Genomic DNA, 24,239 nt, shown 5'->3' with positions numbered 1-24,239 from the left:
CAAATCGTTATGGCTGTTGATGCGCAATCAATTAGTTTAATAGTTGGGCAAAACGTAAGTATGAAACAAGCGTTGTAAATCCGCTTAATTTCATTAATCTGAATAAGAAATGCGCTGCGTTGTTAATAGATAAGAGGGGATAACTTTATGGACGAACTGTGGTTTTTAATGCCTGTGGCGATGTTTGTGCTTGGCAGTATTTGGATAGCTTCGAGACTAAAACACAACGCCACTCCAAATGATCATAAAGACGGATTGGAATAGCGTATATTTTGAACCCAGCTCACTTGAGCTGGCTTATTATTGCTACGCTTCAGTGCTAGATAATTGAAATTTCTACTTCGATATTGCCACGGGTGGCATTTGAATAAGGGCACACTTGATGCGCTTTATCGACCAAAGCTTGGGCTTGGCTTTTGTCCATGTCCCCTAGTGATACAGCCAGCTTTGCGGCAATACCAAAACCATTTTCAATCGCCCCAATGGATACTTCTGAATTAATGTACACATCACTAGGCAAGACAATTTTGGCTTGGCCGGCCACCGCTTTTAATGCGCCGATAAAACACGCGGCATAACCCGCAGCAAATAATTGCTCCGGGTTAGTGCCCTGCCCGTCATCACCACCTAACCCTTTAGGCGTCGATAGCGTTACATCTAAACGGCCATCATCAGATTTTGCTGAACCTGCTCGGCCCCCTGTTGCAGTGGCTTTTGCTGTGTATGCGACATTTTGTAATACGTTCATAAGACTCTCCGGTGTTAGCGCTATATTAAAATACAGCGATGAAATTTATTTTGCATGCAAAATATTAGATCGAATATTTACTCTTTGCAAATAATTTGTATGCAAATTAAAATACACTTCGAGGTGAATTATGTCGTTTGAAAACTTACAGTTAAAAAATCAGCTATGTCATCGCTTATATATGGCATCAAATAATATCGCCCGTACCTATCGCGAGCCTTTACAGGCACTGAATCTGACCTATCCGCAATATGTAGTGATGATGGCGTTATGGGAAAAGGACGGGATCACCATCGCCCAGCTCATCGAACAAACCGCTATCGATGGTGGCGCGATGACGCAAATTTTGAAAAAGATGGCAGATAAAAGCCTACTTGCCATCATCAAAGATGAGGAAGATAAGCGCAAACGGGTAATAAAGCTTAGTGACTCAGGCCAAGCTTTGAAGCTTGAAGCCACGGATATCCCGAATAAGGTGTTATGTCAGTTTACGTCAATCACCCCCTCACAGGGTAAACAGCTAATGGACTTGCTTGATTTGGTTGTGAATAAATAACATACCTTTTCGGATATGTAAGTAAAGCTCTCTTACCTAGCGAATTACTGGCAACTAACGTACTTTATATTGGATATCTTCTCTTACATTTAGTCGTAAATAATTGCTTTGATATTCTAAAAATTCATACGATGATGCGCCTTTCTCACTTCGCGTGTTGACCACTGTGGTCGACACCTCTGGAAACATCTCTATATGCTCAATATTTTATATTTACTTGTTGGTGTGGCGTTGCTTACGGCCGGTGGCGAGGGGTTTATTCGGGGTGCTCTAGGGTTAGCTAAAAAGTGGGGGTTGTCAGCTCTTTTTTGTGGTCTAGTGATTGTTGGCTTTGGTACGTCAATGCCGGAACTATTCGTCTCGGTAAACGCTGCTTTAAACAATCAGCCAGATATCGCCATTGGCAATGTTATCGGCAGCAACATTGCCAATGTACTGCTTATCTTGGGGCTGTGCGCGATGATTATGCCACTTACAGTTGCTCCTATATCCTTGCGCCGCGATGCACTAATGGTAATTGCAGCTAGTGTGCTATGCATAGCGCTAAGTAGCAAAGGTGTGATCAGTTTTGCGGAAGGGCTATTATTACTGGGTGCATTGGCTGCCTATTTAACCTGGACGTATCTTAGTGAGAAGGGCCAATCCGCCCCTGCGGCGGAACTCCACGCTGCCGAGGGTCAAGAAATAGAAAATGTGCCGCAAAGTATGTTTTGGTCTGTAGTGCAATTGGTCGTTGGATTAGGATTATTAATAGCTGGCTCGCAGATTTTACTCAAAGGTGCTGTGGGTATTGCGCACGGTTTAGGTGTTTCCGAGGCAGTTATTGGATTAACACTTGTCGCCTTCGGTACCTCATTACCTGAACTCACTATATCCATTATCGCCGCTTTGCGTAAACATGCCGATGTAGCGGTGGGCAATATACTGGGGAGTAATATATTCAATTTACTCGGCATACTAGGGGTATCATCACTGATCAAACCTATTCAAGTCACAGGTCGAGTGGCCGAATTTGATCAATGGGTGATGCTGGCGGTCGCTCTAGTATTGTTGTTATTTTTATATACTGGCCGGCGGCTTAGCCGCACTGAAGGCGGCATCTTGTTTCTCGCTTATGTGGTCTATATTGGTGTCAGTTATGTGGCTTTTACCAGTTAACGAACGCGAATTTATAAAACAATAATTATTATATAAATCAGAGACTAAAGAGGTACACTCAGTACATCTTTAGTCTTTGATTTGGCAGGTTCGGTTTGCAACAGGCATTAACTTATTTGGGCACCCTTGATGATGTGGTGCAACGTTACCCTTGGAATATAGAAATGGGTCAGCAGCAGTTTAATCAGATGCTGATCCGTAAAGCCCTATTAGGTGAAAAAGTCATTATTAACGATGGTTACTTGCTTAATCATCCTTTTGCGCGCCAGGCTTTGCTCAACCCAACCTCCTCCCCCCTCAAAGCCTTAATAGAGGCAAACTTTGTACAAATCATGTCACGTAGTGGCTCATTGTTAGACGTGGCTGAGAAAATGTCAGCCCAAGGTGTTGAGAGTTTTCAAGCCCTGCAAAAAAGTTCTGAGTGGCCTGCGTTACAGTCTATGTTAAAGCAGTGGGAGCCAGGGTTACAACGCATCGAAAACTTCATTCCTTGGCCTAAGAAGCACATTAGCCACGGCTTTGACAATATGCTCGGGCGTAGCCGTCATTTGCAGGTAGAAAACCTCGGCATGACCGCTGTGTCCAACGATGACTTTCAGCGAGTATTCGATTTATATACTGCGAAAAACAAAACCGATAAAGAAGCGACGCGCACCCGCTGGGAGCAAGCGTGTTTAAGTATTTTGGGTGATGCGCCTGACGCCAAAGCAAAAATAAATGAGTTAATGGGGTTGGCCACCGAGGCTTACCATTACAACTTTGCGGTGTGCTTAAGCTCTCAGTTTAGTGAGCGTAAAATTTTGGTCGAGACCCGCTATAGCCGCGCATTTGCCGATCTCATTCAACTCGGTCAACCAACTGAGTCTGAACTGATAGATATTCCTTCGATTCAAATACCACAGAAACTGCGCTTTGACCGCCCTCAACTATGGAAAGAGTTGGTCGACCCATTTAGTGAAGTCGCGAGTGTTCAAAAGGAGTATCAGGATGTCATGGAGCAGTTTTTTGCTGGCCAAGCCAATGCCAAACTGGTTGAAGAGGTTTCAATAAAATATTCAAGAGCCTTGTCTGAGCATTTCGAAAGCGACGAGCAAGACGGCGGTATTAAGAAAGTGGCCTTGAGTATTGGCTTTTTAGGCCTTGGTTTAGTGGCAGGCGGCCCTGTGACAGCGGGTTTACTGTGGTTAGCTGAAAATAGCTTACTGCCTACTGTCACTCGGGTATTTAAACTCAGAGACAAAGGCTTTTTCAAAAAACAAGCGAACGCTCAACCGCTGGATTTAAGCCGCACAAATACCTTAAGTTCGGTATCTATATCCCTGCCATTAGCACAGAAGCTCGCGAAGGATATTCCTGACTTTGCTTAACGAAGTCAGGCTGATTCAGTCATTAATCGATTAGATAGGCGAGTCAGGCAAGCTTAGGCCGTTAGCGTGAGCGAAACAGCTAACGGCTTTGAACGTGCTAGCGCATCAGATGGCGTTGTTGCCTGATTGCTTTTCAATATTAAGTATTTCAATCAACGCATCGAACGCTCTTTGTGGCTGGGTTTGACGGCATATTTTCACTTTTGGATTGTCACCGCCAATGCGGGTAATACCAAATGTAGCAGGGTCGTAATGGGAGCGAGGTAGACCGGCTTCAGTGACGTCTGGCATGCTGGTATCTACCCATTTATCCCCAGCTGGTACCTTAGTATGTTCAACCCATACCGACTGCATTTCGCCTTGGCATAACTCAGGTTCAACCACCACGAGTGCCGCGAGCACGTCCCAAAAGTAATACTCTTCTGATTCGATAAACCAGTCATTGTCGTCTAAAACTTTATCCCAAAACTCTGCTGCTTGCGTTTTAACCTGCGACTTAAACTGTTTGGCGTATTCTGGGGTCACCATGACCTGATTGGTTAAATCGAGCCCTACTACTTCTACCGCTAAATCAGATGCAAATACAATATCTGCCGCTACAGCATCTACGTAAATGTTCCACTCAGCCTTTTTGTTTGGGTGATCCCCCGTAAAGCCAGGCACGATAATATTGCCCGGGGCATCGAAACCACCGCCCATCATCACTAAGCGCGAAACTTTGGGTATATCTTGCGGGTATTTTTGCAGCCACTGAGCGATGTTCGTTAAGCTACCGGCACTGAGCAAGACTACTTTCTCATTTTGCTGGCTAAGTAGCTGATGAATCAGCTCAACAGAATCAATCTCTGTAGGCTTACGGTTGGTTTTGGGCACCGGCACCCCTGACAATGTATCCGCCTGTTGACGCCAAGGAGCCGGAAAGGCGTAGTAACCATCCATTGGGAAATCGTCACCACACGCAAAAGGCACATCAGGCGAATTTGACAGCGCCAGCAAGCCTGGAATATTCAACATATTATCAGCGCAGTGACCTTCCCCTACGCCATTTGATGTCACTCCAAGCAATTCAATTTCTGGGTGATTCGCTACCACCAACATGGCCGACCAATCGTCGATCCCCATGTCGGTGTCATAAATGACTTTTTCAGCGGATGCTGACACACAAAAAATAGAAAAAGCCATCACCAGTGACGCATTAGATAAGCGGGAAAAACCTTGAAACATCTCAATACCAATAACAAATTATAAAAGGAGCGCAAATATAGCAAAAACAACACCACATTTCTCTTTATAAACAAACCTTTAAATTCAATGTGTTACGTATTGTATAAAATCCAATCAGTACGTTTTAATGCACCATTGAATCGCCCTTGCACCATTCGTTAATCCCTGTGTAACACAACTCGTTTCGTTACAAGCTGCCCATAAAAAACCTAAACCACTTCGTATTGCATGGTTTAGGTTTTTACGGTGCTAGCCAAACCACAGGTTAAGCACATTTAACCTGTGGTTCAGTTGCTTTTGCTACTTGCTAAGGTTCATGTCAGTAATGTAAATGCTATTACCTTGACCTCCGCCAACCCCAAAAATGGCAATTTGGGTAAGCTTAGACAGGTTTAGTGGAACATCCGCTAAGTTAATGGTCACATCATTCCAGTTACCGTTCACCGTAAGTGGGATTTTATGTTCAGCCCCATCCACGATAAAGTCTAAGGTGTATTCAGAGAATCCACCTTGGGCAGCAATTTTAAAATTAAGAGTCTGATACTGAGCAACGTCGATGCTGTATTCCTGCACATCCCCATAAATATCCCCCATTAAGGCCAGTACCGCGCCCCAACTGCTCGAGCCGCGCACTAATTGAAATGCATTTAGCCCGTTGTACGTCACTTCAGAGTTAAAGGTAGTGCCCGTTGACCACTCGCCTATGGTCATATTGCCATTATGAGCAGAGTCGTCACCGTCAAACACCATATCGCTGGTTTCGCCCGTTGATGAGAAGAATACAAACTTGTCATCCGAGCTGTCTTTGCTATTGGCAGCGACTTTACCTGTGTCGTACATCACAAGGTCGGTAATGTACAAGCTTTGGCTCGCTGAGCCTCCTTGATACACACCGAATACCGCAATTTGACTAATATTAGCCAAATCCACTCCATACATGTCAAGGTCAATATCGATATCGTTCCAATCAGCTTGGCTTGATAGCGCAAACCCTACTTCTTGGACTGACTCACCATTACCGATTTTAGACACGATAGACACGGCATATCGCTCAAACGCACCTTGTGACGCTGCTTTAAAGCGCAGGTTAGTGTATTGACTAAAATCAACGTCATAGTTATCGATATTCACGCCATCAGATATATCACCTTGCAAAGCCAATACCGCGCCCCAAGACCCACCAGCAGCCAAACGAAGTCCATTTAGACCAGCATACTGGGTATTTGATATCGCGGTGCCTGTGCTCCACTCACCGAATATGACATTACCTACGTCGCTAAAATTATCGTTATCGACAACCAAGTTGCTGCTCACAGCTGCATCCGATGAGATGAACACGAAGTCGTTCTCAGTACTCGTATCAAACTCAAGCGCTGCATTTTTTATCAACGAAAAGTCAGTCACATAAATTTGTGATACGCCCGCTTGACCGCCAATGCCATATACGGCAATCCAATCGACCTTCGTCATATTCAGTGGAATGTCAGCAGTATTAAGGGCCAAACTCTGCCAGGTACTTATTGATTCATTGACCGGGAGCGCGATTTCTTTACTCACGCCATTGGCCGATATAGCAACCTTATAGCCACCTGCAAAATTGCCTGTGGTAGCTAACTTCAACTCAATTTGATTGAACAAGCTAAAGTCGCCGTTAATACCGTTTTGAAAGGCGAGCACTGTGCCCCAGTTGCCTTGCTCTGGTGAATTTGAGCTAGAGGTTAATTCCCAGCCAAGCAAGCCATCAAACATCACGTCGCTCTGAATCGTGGTACCTGTGCTCCACTCACCGACTGTGCTTGGCACAAAGTCGATATCGGTTGCTTGAGTCGACGAAATCAACACGAACGCTTGCTCAGTAACTGGTTCGCCGTCGCCACCACCTGCTGGCTCGACTTGCACCACACTGACGTCATCGATTTGCACTACGCCAGTGTCAGCACCAAGGTCGAAGAACACTCTGCTATTGTCATCACCGAAACCATTGGTGGTTAACGTGTAGGTGTAGCTCTGCCAATCAGTGGTCAGCCCAACGGTTTCAGTGACATTGGTCCACGGATCGTGGTTTAAACCAAGTCCGACCAACATATCGCGCACTTTTGACGCTTTGGCTTTGAAAGTCACCGTGTAAGTAGCGCCTGGAGTCAAGGACATTACTTGACTTAGGTTGACATCCCATGGGTTACCAGCCATCGCAATATCGGCTTGAAACACATGATTGCCATCAGCAGAAGTCGTATCTTCCACTACGCTTACATCACCAATCCAGCCTTCGCTGCCGTTTTCAAAAGAGCCGTTTGCGACGATCTCATCACCCACGATTGGGTCAGTGCCGCCGCCGTTGCCGTTATCGCCACCGTCACCTCCGCCTGTACCATCGTCTTCGCCTTGCAAGAATTGCATGTTGTCGACACGGAAGACTGCTCCTTCTCCTTGTCCCCAATCAGGGAATATCATCACTACATCGATTCCGTTCAGGCCAAGGCCAGCCTGTTTTAGCGTTGCAATGTCAATAGAGTAGTGTTGCCACTGAGTTGTGGGTGTTGCTAGGGTCACAACTGCTTCCGTGGTCGCGCCGCCCTGCTCTACTTTTAGGTTCCAAGAGACAGATGTATTAGCACTTGGAGTGACTAATTTGAGGTCAAACTCCAAGATGCCATTTGCTTTAATGGGCGATGCATCAAATGGGCTAGGGGCATCAGCAAAGTTTGTGTTAAAACCAAGCACTGTTGGCGTCGCACCCACCGTAAATTCAATCACTTGTGATTGGGCTGCATCATCAAAAACAACACTCGGGGTTGAACCGCCACAACAGTCCCATGCTGGCCACTGAGGGTTAATAGCATCAGCGAAGATGATCAAGTCCCGCGCGATACCGTCAGACTCAGGTACAGGAATCGGCGCAGCGCCGGTTATTAATGTTCCGCCATTTTCAACTGACTCAGCGTAACCATCATTCACAGTGGCGCAACCTAGGCCGTTACTAGGCGAATTAGCACATTCGTAAACCCGCACATAATCAACAACGAAGCGATTGGTACCATCAAATGCTGAGGCATCTACTCCACCTTGGTTGACCACTTCTGGCCAAGCACCGCCGACTGCAAAGTTGAGCAATAAATGAAAACGCTCGTCAAAAGGGGCGTTATTCCATAAGGTTTCGCCACTTTGCTCGGTGTACCAACCTCGATGAGCTAAACCATTCGCATCACCGTTGCTGTTATAGCTAAGTGTTGATTTACGCTGTGTTTCGTACAGCACGCCATCCACGTACCAACGCATTTCGCCCTCTTCCCATTCTAAGGCATAAATATGGAAATCATCCGCTGGGTTTGCGCCATCTGGCAACAAGTAGCTCTGGCCTGAGTTATCGTTATTTGGCCAACTTTGACCATAGTGAAGCGTACCGTGAACATTCGATTCAACGTTATCTGTACCGTCATTTAACGGTACGCCTAAATTAACCGCCTCAAAAATATCGATTTCACCCGAGTGCGGCCAACCACCGTAAATATTGTCGGTAGGTAGCATCCAAATAGCAGGCCATGCCCCCTGGCCAGATGGAGCCTTAGCGCGAATTTCAAAGCGGCCGTATGTCCAGTCACCTTGGTTTTTAGAGATCAAACGAGCTGAACTGTATGGCAATGCTTGGTTAGACTCGGCCTTGGCCACTATGTTTAGCAAGCCATTTTCTACAAAAGAGTTGTCGCTGTTTGCGGTATAGCATTGCTTCTCATTGTTGCCGCCACCATCGCAATTCACTTCGTGGGTCCACTTACTTTGATCTATCGATGTGCCACTGAACTCGTCACTCCAGACTAAATTCCAGCCTTCAGGCGCACTTTCATCGTCACCATTGGTGAAGCGAATATTATCGAAATACACAATGTTGTTTTGGGCACGGGTATCGAAATCAAAATCAGGGAAGATAATGATTTGGTCGATATCTATGGTTTCAAATAATCCTATATAACCAGTGAAATCAAAGGTGAGCTCTTCCCATTGGTTTATTTTCGTATTGGCGACTTTTATCTCGCCTTGGGCGCCGCCATTAGCAATCGCGAACTTAACACCCACATCACTGACAACACTCTTGTACACCATCATTTTAACGATGCTGTTGCTTGCATCCAAAGTGAATGGGGTCATTTGCCCGTGCTGTATTTCAGTACCTACCCATGGCGCACCTGCAACTTTTGCGGTGATTTTAGCCACGATACTCGAATCGTTAATACCAGAGGTATCAGGGTTAGCAACGAACTCAAGGGGGGCATTATCGTCATTCTCGAATACGTTCCAGCTTAAACCAGCGCCAAATCCTGTTGATTCAAAATCGAATGTTGCAAGGTTGCTCGAACCACCGCCATTATCACCCCCACCACTTTCATTTTGTAGCACCACACTGACATCATCGATGTAAACAGCACCTATTTGGGCGCCTAAGTCGAAAAACACCCGACTATTGTCATCACCAAACCCCGTGGTGGTTAAGGTGTAGGTAAACGTTTGCCAAGTGGTCGTTAAAGCTGCGGTTTGCACGGTATTCGTCCAAGGATCGTGATTTAGCCCTAAACCAGCGATAATGTTACGCTCCACTGATGCTTTCGCTTTGAAAGTTAGCTCGTAAATTTCATCTGGTAACAAAGTCATTACTTGACTGAGATTTACGTCCCAAGGGTTACCTGCAACCGCAACATCAGCCATAAACACATTATTGCCATTGTCAGAGATAACATTCACTGCGCCTATCCAGCCGTCAGTGCCACTAGTGAAGCCACCATTAGCGACCAAGTCACCATCGGGCGTAGGGTTTTGTCCACCATCTCCGCCACCACTGCCGTTGTCGCCATCACTTCCGTCGTCGCCCGCGCTACCAAAGAAACGGATGTTGTCGAAGTAGACTGTGTTGTCTTGTGCACGAGTAGAAAAATCAAAGTCAGGGAAAACGATCACCTGATCGATATCGATGGTTTCTACTAAGCCAATATAAGCGCTGAAATCAAAGGTGAGTTCTTCCCATTCATTGACCTTAGTATTAGCCACCTTAATTTCGCCTTGGGCGCCGCCACTAGCAATTGCGAACTTCACGCCTACGTCGCTGACAACACTCTTGTACACCATCATTTTAACGATGCTGTTGCTTTTATCTAAGGTGAACGGGCTAATTTGGCCATGCTGAATTTCGGTACCTACCCAAGGCGCACCAGCAACGCGCGCGGTAATTTTAGCCACGGTTGACGAGTTATTTATGCCTGACGTATCTGGGTTAGGTACAAATTCCAGTGGTGGGTTATCGCTGTTTTCAAACACATTCCAGTTCAGCGCGGCGCCTAAGCCATTTGGTTCGAAATCAAATGCAGGTAAGTCACTTTCCACTCCACCGTTGTTCGCGTCATCACTTGGTGTTTGCAAAATACTGATATTATCAACGCGGAAGACTGCTCCTTCACCTTGGCCCCAATCAGGAAACAGCATCACTATATCAATACCGTTTAAATTTAAACCCGCGTCACTTAGGGTCTTTAGCGGGATTGAATAATGTTGCCAAATTTCAGTTGGAGTGGCGATACTCACTTGCGCTGCACTCGCGGCACTGCCCTGCTCTACCTTCACATTCCAGCCAGCAGCACTATTGTTTGGCGGTGTGACAAGCTTTAAATCAAACTCAAGTACGCCAGCCTCGTACAGAGGTGAGGCATCAAATGGGCTCGAATTGCTCGCTTCATTGGTATTAAACCCCAACACTGTTGGCGCGCCGCCCACGGTAAATTCAATAACCTGTGATTGACTATCATCATCGAATACAACATTTGGGTTAGTCCCACCACAACAGTCCCACGCAGGCCAAGCAGCGATCATTTCATCCTCGAAAATCACTAGGTCTCTTGCCACGCCGTCAGATGGCACCGTCGGCGCAGGGGCTGCACCATTGATCAATGTGCCCCCTTCAGATTTAGGCGCTAAGTAGTTGTCTGATACCGTTGCACAACCTTCCCCCGTACTAGGTGAAACCGAACATTCAAACACACGCACGTAATCCACATCGAAGCTGTTTTGCCCATCAAAAGCACTGGCATCTATGCCCCCTTGATTCACTGCTTCAGGCCAGCTTCCGCCAACCGCAAAGTTAAGCAACAAATGAAAGCGCTCATCAAACGGAGCGTTGTTTAATTGGATTTCACCGTTTTGTTCGGTAAACCAGCCTTTATGCGTTAAGCCATCTGCTTGACCGTCAGTGTTATAGCTGACCTCTGATTTCAATTGAGTTTGGTACAATACGCCATCGACATACCAACGTATTTCGCCTTCTTGCCATTCAACCGCGTACACATGGAAATCATCCGCTGGGTTTTCCCCATCCGGCAGGGTATAGCTTTGCCCTGTATAAGAATTATTCGGCCAACTTTTGCCATAATGCAGTGTGCCATGCACATTTTTTTCTACTGAACCTTGGCCGTCGTCAAGAGACACTCCCAGATTAACCGCTTCAAAGATGTCAATTTCACCTGAATGTGGCCAACCGCCATAGACGTTGTCGGTAGGTAACATCCAAATCGCTGGCCATGCGCCTTGCCCTGATGGCGCTTTGGCCCGTATTTCAAAACGGCCGTATGTCCAGTCGCCTTTTTCTTTGCTGATCAGTCGCGCTGAGCTGTACGGTAGTGTTTGACCTGATTCAGGTTTAGCAACGATTTTCAGTACACCATTTTCAAGATAGGCATTATCGCTGCTGTCTGTGTAACACTGCTTCTCGTTGTTACCCCCACCATCGCAATTCACTTCGTGAGTCCACTTGGAGTCATCAATCACGTTGCCACTAAATTCATCTCGCCAAACTAGTGTCCAACCCGAGTTACTGTCGATTAATGGGCAGCCTGTCTCATCAACTGCTATCCCCTCAGGCGTGGTTGGGCATATGTCACTGTCATCGTTGACGCCGTCACCATCAGCATCTAACGTGGCATTGCTTTGAATAGATAAATCAAATGTTAGCCTTGTGCGCCGCGCATATCCGAATCTTACATTTACCGATACCGTCGCACCGGGTGCTATTTCGTCTAATAGAAAATTGAAATAAGGCACACCATTCTCTGTTTGTCCGTCAGCGTCTTTTACGTTCAAGCTGGCGTTTTCAATGAGTACCCTAAAAGGACCATTAATAGTTTGTGCACTACTGTTCGTTGCTTTGACCTGCACTACGTATGCGCCTTCAGCGCGCATATAACGTGCGCTGGATTGAGACACACTGATGGTATTGTCTAATGAGCTCCACTGGGCGGATGCCGTACAAGAAGCAAAGAGCAAAAGGGCACCCAGTGCCCCGCCCATATCGTTTCTAATTTTCATTGGTTTATTCCACCGTTCAGGTTAGTCCAAGACACGGCCGCTTTTTGGCTAGGCCGTCCGTTGGAACGAGCAAGTGCTTTACGCGTGAACAGGCCTGCAAAGCCCAAAAGCAATAATACAAAGCCTGCTGGCGCAGGCACGTCCGTTACTACGGAATCTAATGACGCAAATGTAATGAATGCTGTGGATTGATTGCTGTCCGCTTCAAAACCATCAAACATATAAAACGATAATGACCAGTCTTGATTTGCATAACTGGCAAGATCAGAAGCGGCAATGGTTAAGGATTCACTGAAGCTTTGCGCCGATAAGATATCTGTGTAGAAAAGCTCAATGAATTCAAAATCTTGATTAAGCAAGCTGATGGAGAACCAATCATCCAAGATTGGGTCGCTCATTGTTGTATCCACACTAAAATCAACATTTAGCGTGTAGTCTATTCCACTGCTTAAGGATAGGCCTTGGGACAATTCAGTCTCAAAATCGATGACATCATCAACGCTCAAAGTCGCTGCACAATTGCCTGGCGCTCCGCTAACTCCTACATTCCCAAACTGATCCCAGTCAGCAATACTGCAATTGTTAGCGAAATCTCCTCCCGTTAGCATGCTGCCCATTGCTTGCGGGGTGGCTAGCAGGATGCTGCTCGCCAATACGATGTGTTTAACGGTTTTGTTCATGTGTTTCTCCTAGACGTGTCTTGTGTTTTAGCCTTAAAAGGCGTTGTTATGGACTGTACTTCTATTAGGTCGGTCGAACTCTAGGAACGCCTGGTAGCGAACTCAGATAACACACAACAAAACCCAAACCCGTAATTCTCTTAGCACTGCTTATTGTTTCTTCTTTATATTTCTGCGCTTTATTTCTGCGTTATGTAAGCAAAGATAAATCAGCTTTTGTGTGGCACAAACTGAAATGAAAGCGCTTTCATTTACACCTGTGTCAAAACGATATTTGAGTAGCTAATCCCCAAGTAAATATTTAACAACTAAGAAACAATGTATTTACAGTAGCAAAACAGATATATTTATGAAAGCGCTTTCATGAATATATTTTTAAATTCATTATGCAAATTCAGTATGTGTATTTGAGCGATTACATTGAGGTAAAAAAGACACCCAGCGTAGACACGACAAGACGTTGAAAATAATTACCAACAAAAAAGTGATTATATTTATATGGGTCTAAATTAGATAAACTTTAGTGAGGCAATTTCCTACGATTTTCATTTTAGTCAGTGAAATTACTGTTAATCTGTTAACTTAGTGGATTTAAAAAGAATGATTTTTTTGTGTTTTCCGGTCAATTAGTCCATGGGGTACCGACACTCACGCGGAATAATTGCAGCCCGCTTTTTACCCGTAATGACAAATAATCCTGTTGTGCAAACACCTTTTTTGCCAAACGTTTCAACCTATGTTGTGTATTAACACAGTCAATAAAATAAGAAAAAAGGCTTTAGCCTATGAAGTGGAACCAAATAAGCGAGCAATCTTGCTCTATTGCCCGTTCAGCTGCGATATTCGGCGATCGCTGGACACTGCTTATCCTCAGAGACATATTTTGGAAAGTCACTAAGTTTTCCGAATTACAGAAGTCATTAGGAATAACCAAGCATCGCCTATCTGACCGCCTGAACCGTTTAATCGATTCTGGGGTTTTGCATAAAGAGTTGTACGATGAAAATAGGCAGCATTTTGAATACAAGCTCACCGAGAAAGGACTTGATCTTTACCCTATACTTTTAGCTATTGTCCAATGGGGAGACAAATGGGAAGAAGACGCAGATGGTTCTCCCGTTGATTATTTCCATACACCTTGCGGCAAAGCCGGTACACCACTCGTGGCGTGCTCGCAATGCGGGGAAAGTATGAGTGTGCATAATACATCAGCGACCTTGGGTCCTGGTATTGTGAATAAAGTGGAAAGAGGTGAAGAGACCGGCATCAAACTTGAAATCTATGCCGGTAAATCGTGATAACTTTTTAGCCAAAGGTGCGGCTATTTGCGCTTACCTGATACCCTCGCCCATTCACCATCTATTTCAATCGGTTCCATGTGAAAGTCTTGACTGTATAAATCATTAATCCCTTGAGCTTGCTCAGCCAATATACCTGACAACACCAATTTACCACCAGATTTACAATACGCGGTGATCACCTCACGTAAATCCCGAAGCGGCCCTGCGAGTATATTTGCCAGCACGACATCAGCCTTTAATTCGGGTTGATGCTCGGGCAAATAAAGCTCAATTTTGTCACCTATATGATTACGATCGGCATTGGTTTGGCTTGATAGTAAAGCTTGTGGGTCAATATCAATACCAACCACCCGCTTGGCCCCTAATTTTATTGCCGCTATTCCTAATATTCCGGAGCCACAGCCAAAATCGACCACTAACTTATCGCTTAACTCTAGAGCATCTAACCAACGTAAACACAAGGCGGTTGTTGGGTGCGTTCCAGTACCAAATGCAAGCCCTGGGTCGAGCATAACATTCACCGCGGTTGGGTCGGGCACGTCGCGCCAGCTGGGGCAAATCCAAAGGCGCTGACCGAACCGCATGGGGTGAAAGTTGTCCATCCATTCTCGCTCCCAATCTTTGTCTTCTAGTTGGTCAAGTTTGTGAGGAAAATCTGACCCTAGCACCTTTGATTTACTCATTCTTGCGACGACGCCGTCCATATCATAATCAGCTTCGTATAAGCCAACCACTTGCGTTTCAGGCCATAACATCACCTCTCCAGGCTTGGGCTCGTACATTGGGGTGTCTTTGGCGTCAACAAAGGTGACTGCTTGGGCACCGTTAGCGCTTAGCATGTCACCTACTTGCTCAGCGTATTTGGCTTTTGTGTCGATGATGAGTTGGATCCAAGGCATGGCAGGTCTTATCTAATGGCAAAGAAGCCAGTATAACATTAGTTAATTAGCGTAAACTAACGCGTTCACCGATCGCGTTGAACTTTTGCGTGAATAAATCCGTTCTTGTTATTGTCTCTGTTTATTTTTTGGGAGCTATATTGCCTACATCTCGCGACTTAACTGTCCCGCCTGTTCATCAGGTATTAGCGAAACTCACCTTACCCATGGTTTTTGGCATTATCGCGGTGCTGTCTGTGTCGTTAATCGATACCTATTTTGTTAGCCAACTAGGCACCGAGCACCTTGCCGCTTTGTCATTCAGCTTTCCCGTCACTATGAGTATATCGAGTTTAGCCATCGGCTTGGGGGTTGGCGCTGCATCAGCGGTCTCGCGTGCAGTGGGCTCAAATGACAAAGAACAGGCAAAGCGTTTGTCTACCGATAGTTTATTGCTCGGTATATTCGTGGTTATGTTTGTCGCTGTTCTAGGTTATGCATACGTGAAACCGTTGCTGGGTTTATTGGGCGCGACTGGGCAGGTGCTAGAGTTAGGCGCGCGCTATATGCGTATCTGGTTTATATCTGTGCCTTTCTTGGTTGTCCCCATGATTGCAAACGCCTTGATCCGTTCAGTAGGGGATGCATTCTGGCCAAGCCTAATGATGATTGGGTCTGCGCTGGTCAATATTGTGGCCACACCTATCTTAATTTTTGGTTGGGGCGTTATTCCAGCCTTCGATATTGAAGGGGCAGCTTACGGCACCTTACTGGCCCAAGTATTAACCCTGTTCGCATCACTAGCCATACTGGTTATGCGTGAAAAATTACTAAGTTTTCAACTGGCCTCCAATGAGCAACTAGTGGCTTCGTGGCGTTACTTGCTCTCTATCGCTGTGCCTGCCGCCGCGGGTAATATGGTCAATCCTTTATCGATTGCCATTGTCACCGCCATTGTGGCGTGGTTTGGTGAGAAATCAGTTGCTGCATTCGGCGTGGCAACACGAATCGAGTTTTTTGCTGTAATACCTATGCTTGCATTGTCTTCTGCCATTGGCCCATTGGCGGGGCAAAATTGGGGCGCTTACAAAGTTCAGCGCATTATTGATGGACTCAAGATTAGCTATTGGGTGTGTATGGTATGGGCTTTGGTGTTGAGTGCGTTTTTATGGTTTACCGGGCCATTTATTGTCGGTGCGTTTACAGATGACGGCGAAGTAGCAGCTCAGGCGTTGAGTTATCTGCGCATCATTCCCTTGAGTGTTTGGGGTTACGGTATCGTAATTGTGGCCGCTGCTGCGTTTAATTCTATTGGCAAAGCTAAAGTGGGGCTGGGATTTTACGTGGTTCGTTCTGCTTTATTTTATGTCCCTTTATCTTGGCTTGGCGCCACCTTTGCGCAAATCGATTATGCGTTTTTTGGTATCGCCGTCGCTAATGTTGTATCTGGGGTTGCAATCGGTTGGTATTCACTTTGGTGGCTAAACCATATTCAAGCCAAAGAACTACAGGAGTAGAAACAAAAAAGAGTGCCGAAGCACTCTTTTTTATCATTCATATTGTGAAAAATTAATGCCCGCCTAGGCCTAATTTTTTCTCAAGGTAGTGAATATTCGCACCACCAGCGGCAAAGGCTTCATCTGCCATAATACGCTGTTGTAATGGAATATTGGTCTTGATACCTTCAATAACCAGCTCACCTAATGCATGACGCATTCTAGCAATCGCCACTTCACGGGTTTCACCGTAAGTGATCAACTTACCAATCATTGAGTCATAGTTAGGCGGTACAGAATAACCCGCATAAATATGCGAGTCCCAACGTACACCTAAACCACCTGGTGGGTGAAACATATTAATTTTACCTGGGCTTGGAATGAAGGTATCTGGATCTTCGGCGTTAATACGACACTCAATTGCATGCCCACGCACTTGGATCTGCTCTTGGGAAATCGTTAGCTTTTGGCCATCCGCGATACGCAATTGCTCTTTGATCAAATCGACACCTGTGATCATTTCAGATACAGGGTGCTCAACCTGAATTCGGGTGTTCATTTCAATGAAATAAAACTCGCCGTTTTCGAACAAAAATTCAAACGTACCAGCTCCGCGGTATCCGATATCGATACATGCTTGGCAACAACGCGCACCAATTTTGGCACGCATTTCTTCGGTAATACCAGGCGCAGGCGCTTCTTCAACCACTTTTTGGTGACGACGCTGCATAGAGCAGTCACGCTCACCTAAGTGAATTGCGCTACCCTGACCATCAGCCAAAATTTGAATTTCAACGTGGCGAGGGTTTTCAAGGAATTTCTCCATGTAAACCACATCATTGTTGAACGCAGCAGCGGCTTCGCCTTTCGTTGCTGCGATAGCACCGATTAGTTCTTCTTCACTGCGAACAACGCGCATACCACGACCACCACCGCCACCAGCGGCTTTGACGATGATTGGATAACCGATACCTTGAGCTAACTTTTTGTTGCGCGCTTCATCATCATTTAATGGCCCATCAGAACCTGGTACACAAGGTACACCGGCAGCCTTCATCGATTTGATTGCAGACACTTTGTCGCCCATCAAATTTATCGTTTCAGCTTTTGGTCCAATGAAGATAAACCCGCTACGTTCAACCGCTTCAGCAAAATCAGCATTCTCTGCTAGAAAGCCGTAACCAGGGTGAATAGCCACTGAGTTAGTGATTTCTGCCGCTGCAATAATACGCGGAATGTTTAGGTAACTTTCGGTTGCAGATGGCTTACCGATACAAATGGTTTCGTCAGCCAAAAGCACGTGCTTTAAACTTTCATCTGCGGTGGAGTGCACAGCGACTGTCTTGATGCCCAACTCTTTACAGGCACGCAAGATGCGAAGCGCAATTTCACCGCGATTGGCAATCAGTACTTTATCAAGCATTTTCAGTAACCTGCTTATTCAATGATGAATAGGGGCTGATCGAATTCAACCGGCTCTTGGTTGTCGATTAGGATTTCTTTGATAACGCCAGCTTTGTCCGACTCAATTTGATTCATCATTTTCATAGCTTCGATGATACATAAAGTGTCGCCTACTTTGACGCTTTGTCCTACTTCAGCAAATGGTTTTGAACCTGGAGAAGATGAACGGTAGAAAGTGCCGACCATTGGAGATTTAACACGGTGACCACTGGTTTCAGCAACGGCTGCTGGTGCTGATTCAACGACTGGAGCCGCTGCCAAGGGCGCAGCTTGTTGAATAGGGGCAGAGTACTGTACTTGCGCTGCCGGTTGGCCGCTACGATGGATTCGTACAGATTCTTCGCCTTCAGTAATTTCTAGCTCAGAAATACCTGATTCTTCTACTAACTCGATGAGTTTCTTGATTTTGCGTATATCCATGATGTTATCTCTTTTTGATTTGTATACATAAGCGACCGGTAGCACACCGACCACGGCAACTAATTCGTTTGGTTATTCACATGTTGTTGAGCTGCATTGAGTGCAAACGCATAACCCTGTTCACCCAAACCACATATCACCCCCACCGCTACGTCTGATAAGTACGAGTGATGGCGAAAAGGTTCGCGAGCATGAACATTGGATAAATGCACTTCAATGAAAGGAGTCGATACGCTAAGTAAAGCATCGCGCAGGGCAACGCTTGTATGCGTAAAGGCGCCAGGATTGATAATTATAAAGTCGACTTTTTGATAGGCGCTGTGAATAGCATCGATTAACTCGTGCTCAGCATTTGATTGCACATGATTTAATGCGATCCCCATGCCTTTTGCTTGCACGTTTAAAGTGTCAACAATATCTTGTAGGCTACGTGAGCCATAAACTTCGGGTTCACGTTTGCCCAACATATTGAGGTTGGGTCCATTAATTAATAAAACTTTCAAGAATACGCCGCTATCTTCGTTAAAATGATAATTATCTTTCATTATTAGCAAATAAGTATCTGATTAGCGACTAATTTCGCTTAAAATTTCAACTCATTGCACTCAATTGAGGTCATTATAGAGCTAACTTACAAATTAGCAGCAAAATACTGGTCTTATCAGCGAAGATTGCCGCCAAGTTTGCGTATTTAATCTTAGTACCAGGTATATTAATAAGCTATTTGACCCCAAGCCGGTATCGCGTTCAAATACAAGCATGAACTATATTGCACATTTACACCTTGCTAAACACACTCAAACCAGTTTGATTGGTAATTTTCTAGGGGATTTTGTAAAAGGCAGCGCCTTTGCTGACTTCCCCTTAAATATACAACTTGGCGTGCGCTTGCATCGCCAAATTGATACTTTCACTGACTCACATCCCCGGGTAGTGGCTTTAAAACAAGATTTCCCTAAACCGATACGACGCTATGCAGGCATTGCGATTGATGTGTATTTTGACCACTTATTGCTCCAACATTGGCAACAGTTTTCAGCGCCTGAATTACCTATGCATACCTTGTTTAAGCAATTTTATCGAGACTTAGAGCAGCTCAACTATGAGGTTAGCCCTCATTTCACTCGAGTCAGGGCTGGGCTTATCAGTCATCAATGGTTAGCAGACTATGAAAATCTCAGCGCCTGTTTGCGCGCGATGCAAACCATTGAAAAACGCTTCAGCCGTCCAACCCAGTTTGCTCAACAAGCCATGGGCTACATTAACGAAAATGACAGTGAATTAAGACAGTCTTTTTTACATTTTTATCCTGATTTACTTAGGCACAGTGAGCTATTTGTCAGTAAACTTATCAAATAAATCTATTCTACGTTCGAGGTACCCTGTGTCAGTTAAAGAAATCAATCACCCCTTAGTGCAACATAAATTAGGTTTAATGCGCGAGGCTGGCATCAGCAGTAAAAATTTTAGAGAGCTTGCCAGTGAAGTAGGTAATCTGCTGACCTACGAAGCGACCCGAGAGTTAGAAACTGAGACAGTTGAGATCAACGGCTGGAACGATGAACCGATTAAAGTCAAAAAGATTAAAGGCAAGAAAATCACCATAGTCCCTATTTTGCGTGCGGGTCTTGGCATGTTAGACGGTGTTATGCAGCTCATTCCAAATGCAAAGGTCAGCGTGGTAGGCTTGTATCGTGATGAAGAAACGCTGCAGCCAGTGGCTTATTTCGACAAAGTAGTAAAAGATGTGGAAGAGCGCACTGCGCTAATAGTTGACCCTATGCTCGCCACCGGCGGTACGTTAATCGCGACCATCGATTTACTGAAGGAAAAAGGTTGCCAACACATAATGGGCTTATTCTTAGTCGCGGCACCAGAGGGCATAGAAGCGGTTGTGAGCAAACACCCAGATGTAGACATTTACACCGCAGCCGTGGATGAAAAACTTAACGAGCACGGTTACATTTTACCGGGCTTAGGTGATGCCGGAGACAAAATATTCGGTACACGATAAGCGCTACCTTACATAGCCTCCTTTCCCCAATGCGTTATTGCATTGCGCACATGGTGCTTAGCCATTGCCGCCTGAAATAACGCCTTAGAGCGTATCGACTAGCCAGTCCAGCGTCTGCTTTATCACCCGTTCGTCGTATTGGCTTTCAGGGTTGAACGAATCGAATATATGATCAGCGCCTTGAATAACACGGGCCTCAGCAAGTGTTGATGAAGTTAGTGGGAGCAAGATTTTCTCGATAGGTTCAACGTAGTCTTCGCTGCCTCGAATGGATAACAGGGGCCCATTATAAGCGTTAATATTTTGATAAATGTCGTGGCCCATCATACCTAAAACATGCACTTTGGTGACTGTTAGCGTTTCCCATGTAGGCACTTTTACTTCACCTTTATCGAGCACTTCACGCATTTGAGCCGGAGATAGAATGCTTTGGCCTACCAGTGCTGGGTCTCCCGCGCTTGACCAAAGCACAACACTGTTAATATCTGTTGGGCGCAATCCCATAAGCCTTATGGTCGTTGCCCCCCCAAGACTAAAACCGACCACACCGGTGGGAGTAGCACTGTATTGCTGTCGTAAAAAGGCCAGTCCCGTTTCGGCATCAGTAACCCGAGATGAAAAAGTACTGGTGAGTCGATATCCGCTTTTTTCGCGTTCACTTTCGCCGCGTATGTTAATTCTAAGGGAGGCAATATGCTGTTTCGCTAACTGCGCAGCTAAACGCTTATACATATCGCCCACTTCATTCATGTTGCCTGCCCAGCCGTGAATCAACAGTACACTCGCTATTGCTTCACCTTGTGCCTGAGTATGGGTAGCTTGCATATTGTTTTCTAAAGTAATAACGCGCTCTGACACGACAGTAGCAGCATTCGAAGCGAAACATATGAAGGACAACAACATACTAACGATATAACAACTAAAACGGCGGGCTAACATGTGTTTCATCCTTCTAATACATTAAATTTGGTAGGCGCTACCTAAGTTATAAGATATTTTTTGCATGGGCGGCAAACGCTGGCGCTTGCATAAATCCGGTAACCCGAGACCCGCTAATCTCATTACCTTGCGAGTCAAAGAACAAGATAGTCGGCAAGCCTAGAATCGAAAAATGCTCTTGAAATTCAATGTTAGTCGCCGTGTTATCGGTTAAATCTATTTGCATCCACACTGTGTTACTAAGCGCGTCAACCACTTGCGTATCAGGGAAGGTATATTTTTCGAACTCTTTACAGGCAACACACCAGTCCGCGTATAAATCGACCATTACGCTTTTACCTTGCGCGTTGGCTGCAGCTAATTTTTGCTCAAAATCATCAAGGTTTTTAACCACTTCAAAGCGAGGATGGCTTTGATCTATATGTCCGGTAACAGAAGATGTTTGGCCCCAAATGGTCTGATAGCCATACATGGCAGAAGCAAACAAACCGATAAAAATAACTAGCGCGCGAACGCCCTTCCCGAAGGTCACTGAACTGGCTTGATTCATTACATAAAAATAGCTGAAAGTCACCAACCCTAACAACGACCACAAAATATCTGTTACCACATGGCTGACTAATCGCTCTACAAACATTAACGCGACTGCAAGCATCATAAAGCCAAAAGTGACTTTAATGATGTTCATCCATGCACCTGCTTTAGGCAATAATTTACCGCCTGTTATACCAAACAATATCAATGGTATTCCCATGCCTAAACTTAGTGCATACAGTGCACTGAAGCCCAGCAATAAATCACCCGTTTGCGCTATGTACAGTAATATTCCGGTTAACGGCGCGGTGGTACACGGGGATGCAACCAGCCCTGAAATGGCCCCCATCAAAAGTACGCCTAAGTAACTTCCACTTTTCTGTTGGTTACTCACGCCATTGAGCTTTTCTTGCCAGCTTGAGGGTAATTGGAATTCCCAAGCACCGAACATTACCAATGCCAACAGTACAAATACGACGATCAATACGCCCAAAATAATAGGATGCTGCAGCGCTGCTTGAAACTGCACCCCCGCTGACGCTACAACTAACCCCAGTAAAGAATACGTCAACGCCATACCTTGCACGTAGACGAATGATAAAACGAACGCTCGGGATGTACTTATGCCCTTCCCTTGCCCTATGACTATTCCAGATAAGATCGGATACATAGGGAAGACACACGGCGTAAAAGCTAAGCCCACGCCTAACGCTAGAAAAATCAATAAAACCCACATCAGGCTCTGCTCGCCCGTGAGTAAATCTGCTAGCTCAAACTGTTGTGAAATAGAGCCGCTATTTTCAACGCTAGCTCCATCAATATTAAGTTGCTCATCACTGGCATTAACTGTATTTAGATAAACGACTTGCGTTGTTGGGGGGTAACACAGACCCGCTTCCGCGCAGCCCTGATAGCGAATTTTAACCGCAGAATCATCTTGTGATTGTAAGATAGGATAGGTTACTGAGACCTTATGGTAATAAACTTCTTGAGGCTCATCGAAGAATTCATCCTCTTTCATTTTTCCTGCAGGAAAAATAGGCTCACCTAACGAGGCATTTTTCGAAACGGCTTTAAACTGTTGCTGATAAAGGTAGTAGTTGTCGGCAATGTCCCAAGTGACCACAAGTTGATCACCATTTTGTACATAATCAAATACGAAAGCCTGATCCACCTTTAAAAATTCAGGTTCATCGCTAAACAAAGAATCGAAGGAATTGCTTTGGCCTAAGCTGGCTAATGACCAAATGGACATGAGCATAAAAATGGAAAACGATGCTATTAACTTCATTTAAAACAACTTCTTTTTTGCAGTTCAACAGTTAAAAAATAAAATAAGGTAACATACTTAATACAATATTAAGTGCCCCTCCGGTAGGCCAATATAAACCCAAATTAAGATAGATGTCTTTCAAAAATGTCATCATCTTCTAAAGCTTACCATTAAGTACCTCAACAAAGAGCAGTTGCCATACTTTGTAACACTGTTACCCTTGGTTATCGGCCGTTCGACGCCATTATATTCATTCATAAAGTAATTAAAGAGACAGTTTTGGGTAAATTATTCTTATTGTTTGTTTTGCTGCCTATCGTTGAGATCTCACTCTTGATAAGTGTAGGTGAGCAAATTGGTGGCTGGAACACAGTCGCAATTGTAGTCGCTACGGCTATGATAGGCTCGTATTTGGTGCGCCAACAGGGCGTCAGTACATTAATTCATGCGCAACAAAAAATGCAGCAGGGTACGATCCCGGGCCAAGAAGTCGCCGAAGGTTTATTACTCGTCATTGCAGGTGTTATGCTTGTTACACCTGGTTTTGTCACTGATGCGTTGGGTTTTTTATTCTGCCTACCTATGACCCGGCCCTTAATTGCTAAAGGTCTACTGGCAAAATTATCCGTACAGGTGGTTAATCAGGCACAAGGAGGTTTTGGTGGGCAGTCGAGACAAGGCTTCGGCAGACAGCAATCATCGAACGACGATATCATTGAAGGCGAATATGAGCGCAAAGATGAAATTAAACCTGAGTCAGAAAGGCTTAACAAACCGGACTAGATATTCATGCTACAGAGAAAAAAAAGCGGCTTAAGCCGCTTTTTTTGTCTGAGCTAATGT

General features: G+C 45.2%; 18 protein-coding genes. 8 read left to right on the top strand and 10 right to left on the bottom strand.

The window, feature by feature from the left end:
• Nucleotides 1–319 precede the first annotated feature (319 nt).
• Complete coding sequence (locus GMES_RS14655; protein WP_006993509.1) at nucleotides 320–748, bottom strand: organic hydroperoxide resistance protein; 429 nt, start codon at nucleotides 746–748, stop codon at nucleotides 320–322.
• 130 nt (nucleotides 749–878) lie between these two features.
• Here GMES_RS14655 and GMES_RS14650 point away from each other — a divergent pair, with 130 nt between their 5' ends.
• From GMES_RS14650 to GMES_RS14640, 3 genes are all read left to right on the top strand, one after another.
• Nucleotides 879–1,304: a MarR family winged helix-turn-helix transcriptional regulator gene (locus GMES_RS14650; RefSeq protein ID WP_006993508.1), complete on the top strand. Its 426-nt coding sequence runs from the start codon at nucleotides 879–881 to the stop codon at nucleotides 1,302–1,304.
• A gap of 195 nt (nucleotides 1,305–1,499) precedes the next feature.
• A complete protein-coding gene (locus GMES_RS14645; protein WP_006993506.1) occupies nucleotides 1,500–2,462 on the top strand; it encodes a calcium/sodium antiporter in 963 nt (320 codons plus the stop codon).
• A gap of 95 nt (nucleotides 2,463–2,557) precedes the next feature.
• Complete coding sequence (locus GMES_RS14640; RefSeq protein WP_006993505.1) at nucleotides 2,558–3,829, top strand: hypothetical protein; 1,272 nt, start codon at nucleotides 2,558–2,560, stop codon at nucleotides 3,827–3,829.
• 105 nt (nucleotides 3,830–3,934) lie between these two features.
• Here GMES_RS14640 and GMES_RS14635 read toward each other — a convergent pair whose 3' ends face one another.
• From GMES_RS14635 to GMES_RS14625, 3 genes are all read right to left on the bottom strand, one after another.
• Nucleotides 3,935–5,053 (bottom strand): nucleoside hydrolase, encoded by a 1,119-nt coding sequence (locus GMES_RS14635; RefSeq protein WP_039987527.1) that lies wholly within the window; start codon nucleotides 5,051–5,053, stop codon nucleotides 3,935–3,937.
• 300 nt (nucleotides 5,054–5,353) lie between these two features.
• Complete coding sequence (locus GMES_RS14630; protein ID WP_006993503.1) at nucleotides 5,354–12,397, bottom strand: family 16 glycosylhydrolase; 7,044 nt, start codon at nucleotides 12,395–12,397, stop codon at nucleotides 5,354–5,356.
• Entirely contained in the window at nucleotides 12,394–13,077 is a 684-nt protein-coding gene (locus tag GMES_RS14625; RefSeq protein ID WP_006993502.1) for a hypothetical protein, read from the bottom strand. Before GMES_RS14625 ends, GMES_RS14630 begins: the two co-directional genes overlap by 4 nt.
• Nucleotides 13,078–13,862: 785 nt before the next feature.
• Between GMES_RS14625 and GMES_RS14620 the strand changes: the two genes are divergently transcribed.
• Complete coding sequence (locus GMES_RS14620) at nucleotides 13,863–14,375, top strand: winged helix-turn-helix transcriptional regulator (protein WP_006993501.1); 513 nt, start codon at nucleotides 13,863–13,865, stop codon at nucleotides 14,373–14,375.
• 23 nt (nucleotides 14,376–14,398) lie between these two features.
• On the opposite strand, the gene prmA is transcribed toward GMES_RS14620, so the two are convergent.
• Nucleotides 14,399–15,277 (bottom strand): 50S ribosomal protein L11 methyltransferase, encoded by an 879-nt coding sequence (prmA, locus tag GMES_RS14615; RefSeq protein ID WP_006993500.1) that lies wholly within the window; start codon nucleotides 15,275–15,277, stop codon nucleotides 14,399–14,401.
• 140 nt (nucleotides 15,278–15,417) lie between these two features.
• Here prmA and GMES_RS14610 point away from each other — a divergent pair, with 140 nt between their 5' ends.
• Complete coding sequence (locus GMES_RS14610; protein WP_006993499.1) at nucleotides 15,418–16,773, top strand: MATE family efflux transporter; 1,356 nt, start codon at nucleotides 15,418–15,420, stop codon at nucleotides 16,771–16,773.
• A 52-nt stretch (nucleotides 16,774–16,825) separates the two neighbouring features.
• Here the strand turns inward: GMES_RS14610 and accC are convergent, their stop codons facing one another.
• Genes accC through aroQ form a run of 3 tightly spaced genes read right to left on the bottom strand, consistent with a single transcriptional unit; the run spans nucleotide 16,826 to nucleotide 19,181 of the window.
• Entirely contained in the window at nucleotides 16,826–18,175 is a 1,350-nt protein-coding gene (gene accC / locus GMES_RS14605; protein WP_006993498.1) for an acetyl-CoA carboxylase biotin carboxylase subunit, read from the bottom strand.
• 14 nt (nucleotides 18,176–18,189) lie between these two features.
• Nucleotides 18,190–18,636 (bottom strand): acetyl-CoA carboxylase biotin carboxyl carrier protein, encoded by a 447-nt coding sequence (accB, locus tag GMES_RS14600; RefSeq protein ID WP_006993497.1) that lies wholly within the window; start codon nucleotides 18,634–18,636, stop codon nucleotides 18,190–18,192.
• A gap of 59 nt (nucleotides 18,637–18,695) precedes the next feature.
• On the bottom strand, nucleotides 18,696–19,181 hold the full coding sequence (gene aroQ / locus GMES_RS14595) for a type II 3-dehydroquinate dehydratase (protein WP_006993496.1): 486 nt from the start codon (nucleotides 19,179–19,181) through the stop codon (nucleotides 18,696–18,698).
• Nucleotides 19,182–19,395: 214 nt separating this feature from the next.
• Here aroQ and GMES_RS14590 point away from each other — a divergent pair, with 214 nt between their 5' ends.
• A complete protein-coding gene (locus tag GMES_RS14590; protein ID WP_006993495.1) occupies nucleotides 19,396–19,995 on the top strand; it encodes an acyl carrier protein phosphodiesterase in 600 nt (199 codons plus the stop codon).
• A gap of 25 nt (nucleotides 19,996–20,020) precedes the next feature.
• Nucleotides 20,021–20,650: a uracil phosphoribosyltransferase gene (gene upp, locus GMES_RS14585; protein ID WP_006993494.1), complete on the top strand. Its 630-nt coding sequence runs from the start codon at nucleotides 20,021–20,023 to the stop codon at nucleotides 20,648–20,650.
• An 84-nt stretch (nucleotides 20,651–20,734) separates the two neighbouring features.
• Here upp and GMES_RS14580 read toward each other — a convergent pair whose 3' ends face one another.
• Both GMES_RS14580 and GMES_RS14575 read right to left on the bottom strand, forming a co-directional pair.
• On the bottom strand, nucleotides 20,735–21,589 hold the full coding sequence (locus tag GMES_RS14580; protein ID WP_006993493.1) for an alpha/beta hydrolase: 855 nt from the start codon (nucleotides 21,587–21,589) through the stop codon (nucleotides 20,735–20,737).
• A 46-nt stretch (nucleotides 21,590–21,635) separates the two neighbouring features.
• Entirely contained in the window at nucleotides 21,636–23,414 is a 1,779-nt protein-coding gene (locus GMES_RS14575) for a protein-disulfide reductase DsbD (protein WP_006993492.1), read from the bottom strand.
• A 261-nt stretch (nucleotides 23,415–23,675) separates the two neighbouring features.
• On the opposite strand from GMES_RS14575, the gene GMES_RS14570 reads away from it, so the two are divergent.
• The gene (locus GMES_RS14570) at nucleotides 23,676–24,179 is read left to right on the top strand and encodes an FxsA family protein (protein WP_006993491.1); all 504 of its coding nucleotides are present in this window, start codon (nucleotides 23,676–23,678) and stop codon (nucleotides 24,177–24,179) included.
• Nucleotides 24,180–24,239 lie beyond the last annotated feature (60 nt).

It is taken from the genome of Paraglaciecola mesophila KMM 241, assembly GCF_000315015.1.
In the GTDB taxonomy this organism is placed as follows: domain Bacteria; phylum Pseudomonadota; class Gammaproteobacteria; order Enterobacterales; family Alteromonadaceae; genus Paraglaciecola; species Paraglaciecola mesophila.
The sequence above is the reverse complement of the archived record's forward strand: the minus strand, read 5'-3'. Positions and strand labels throughout refer to the sequence as shown.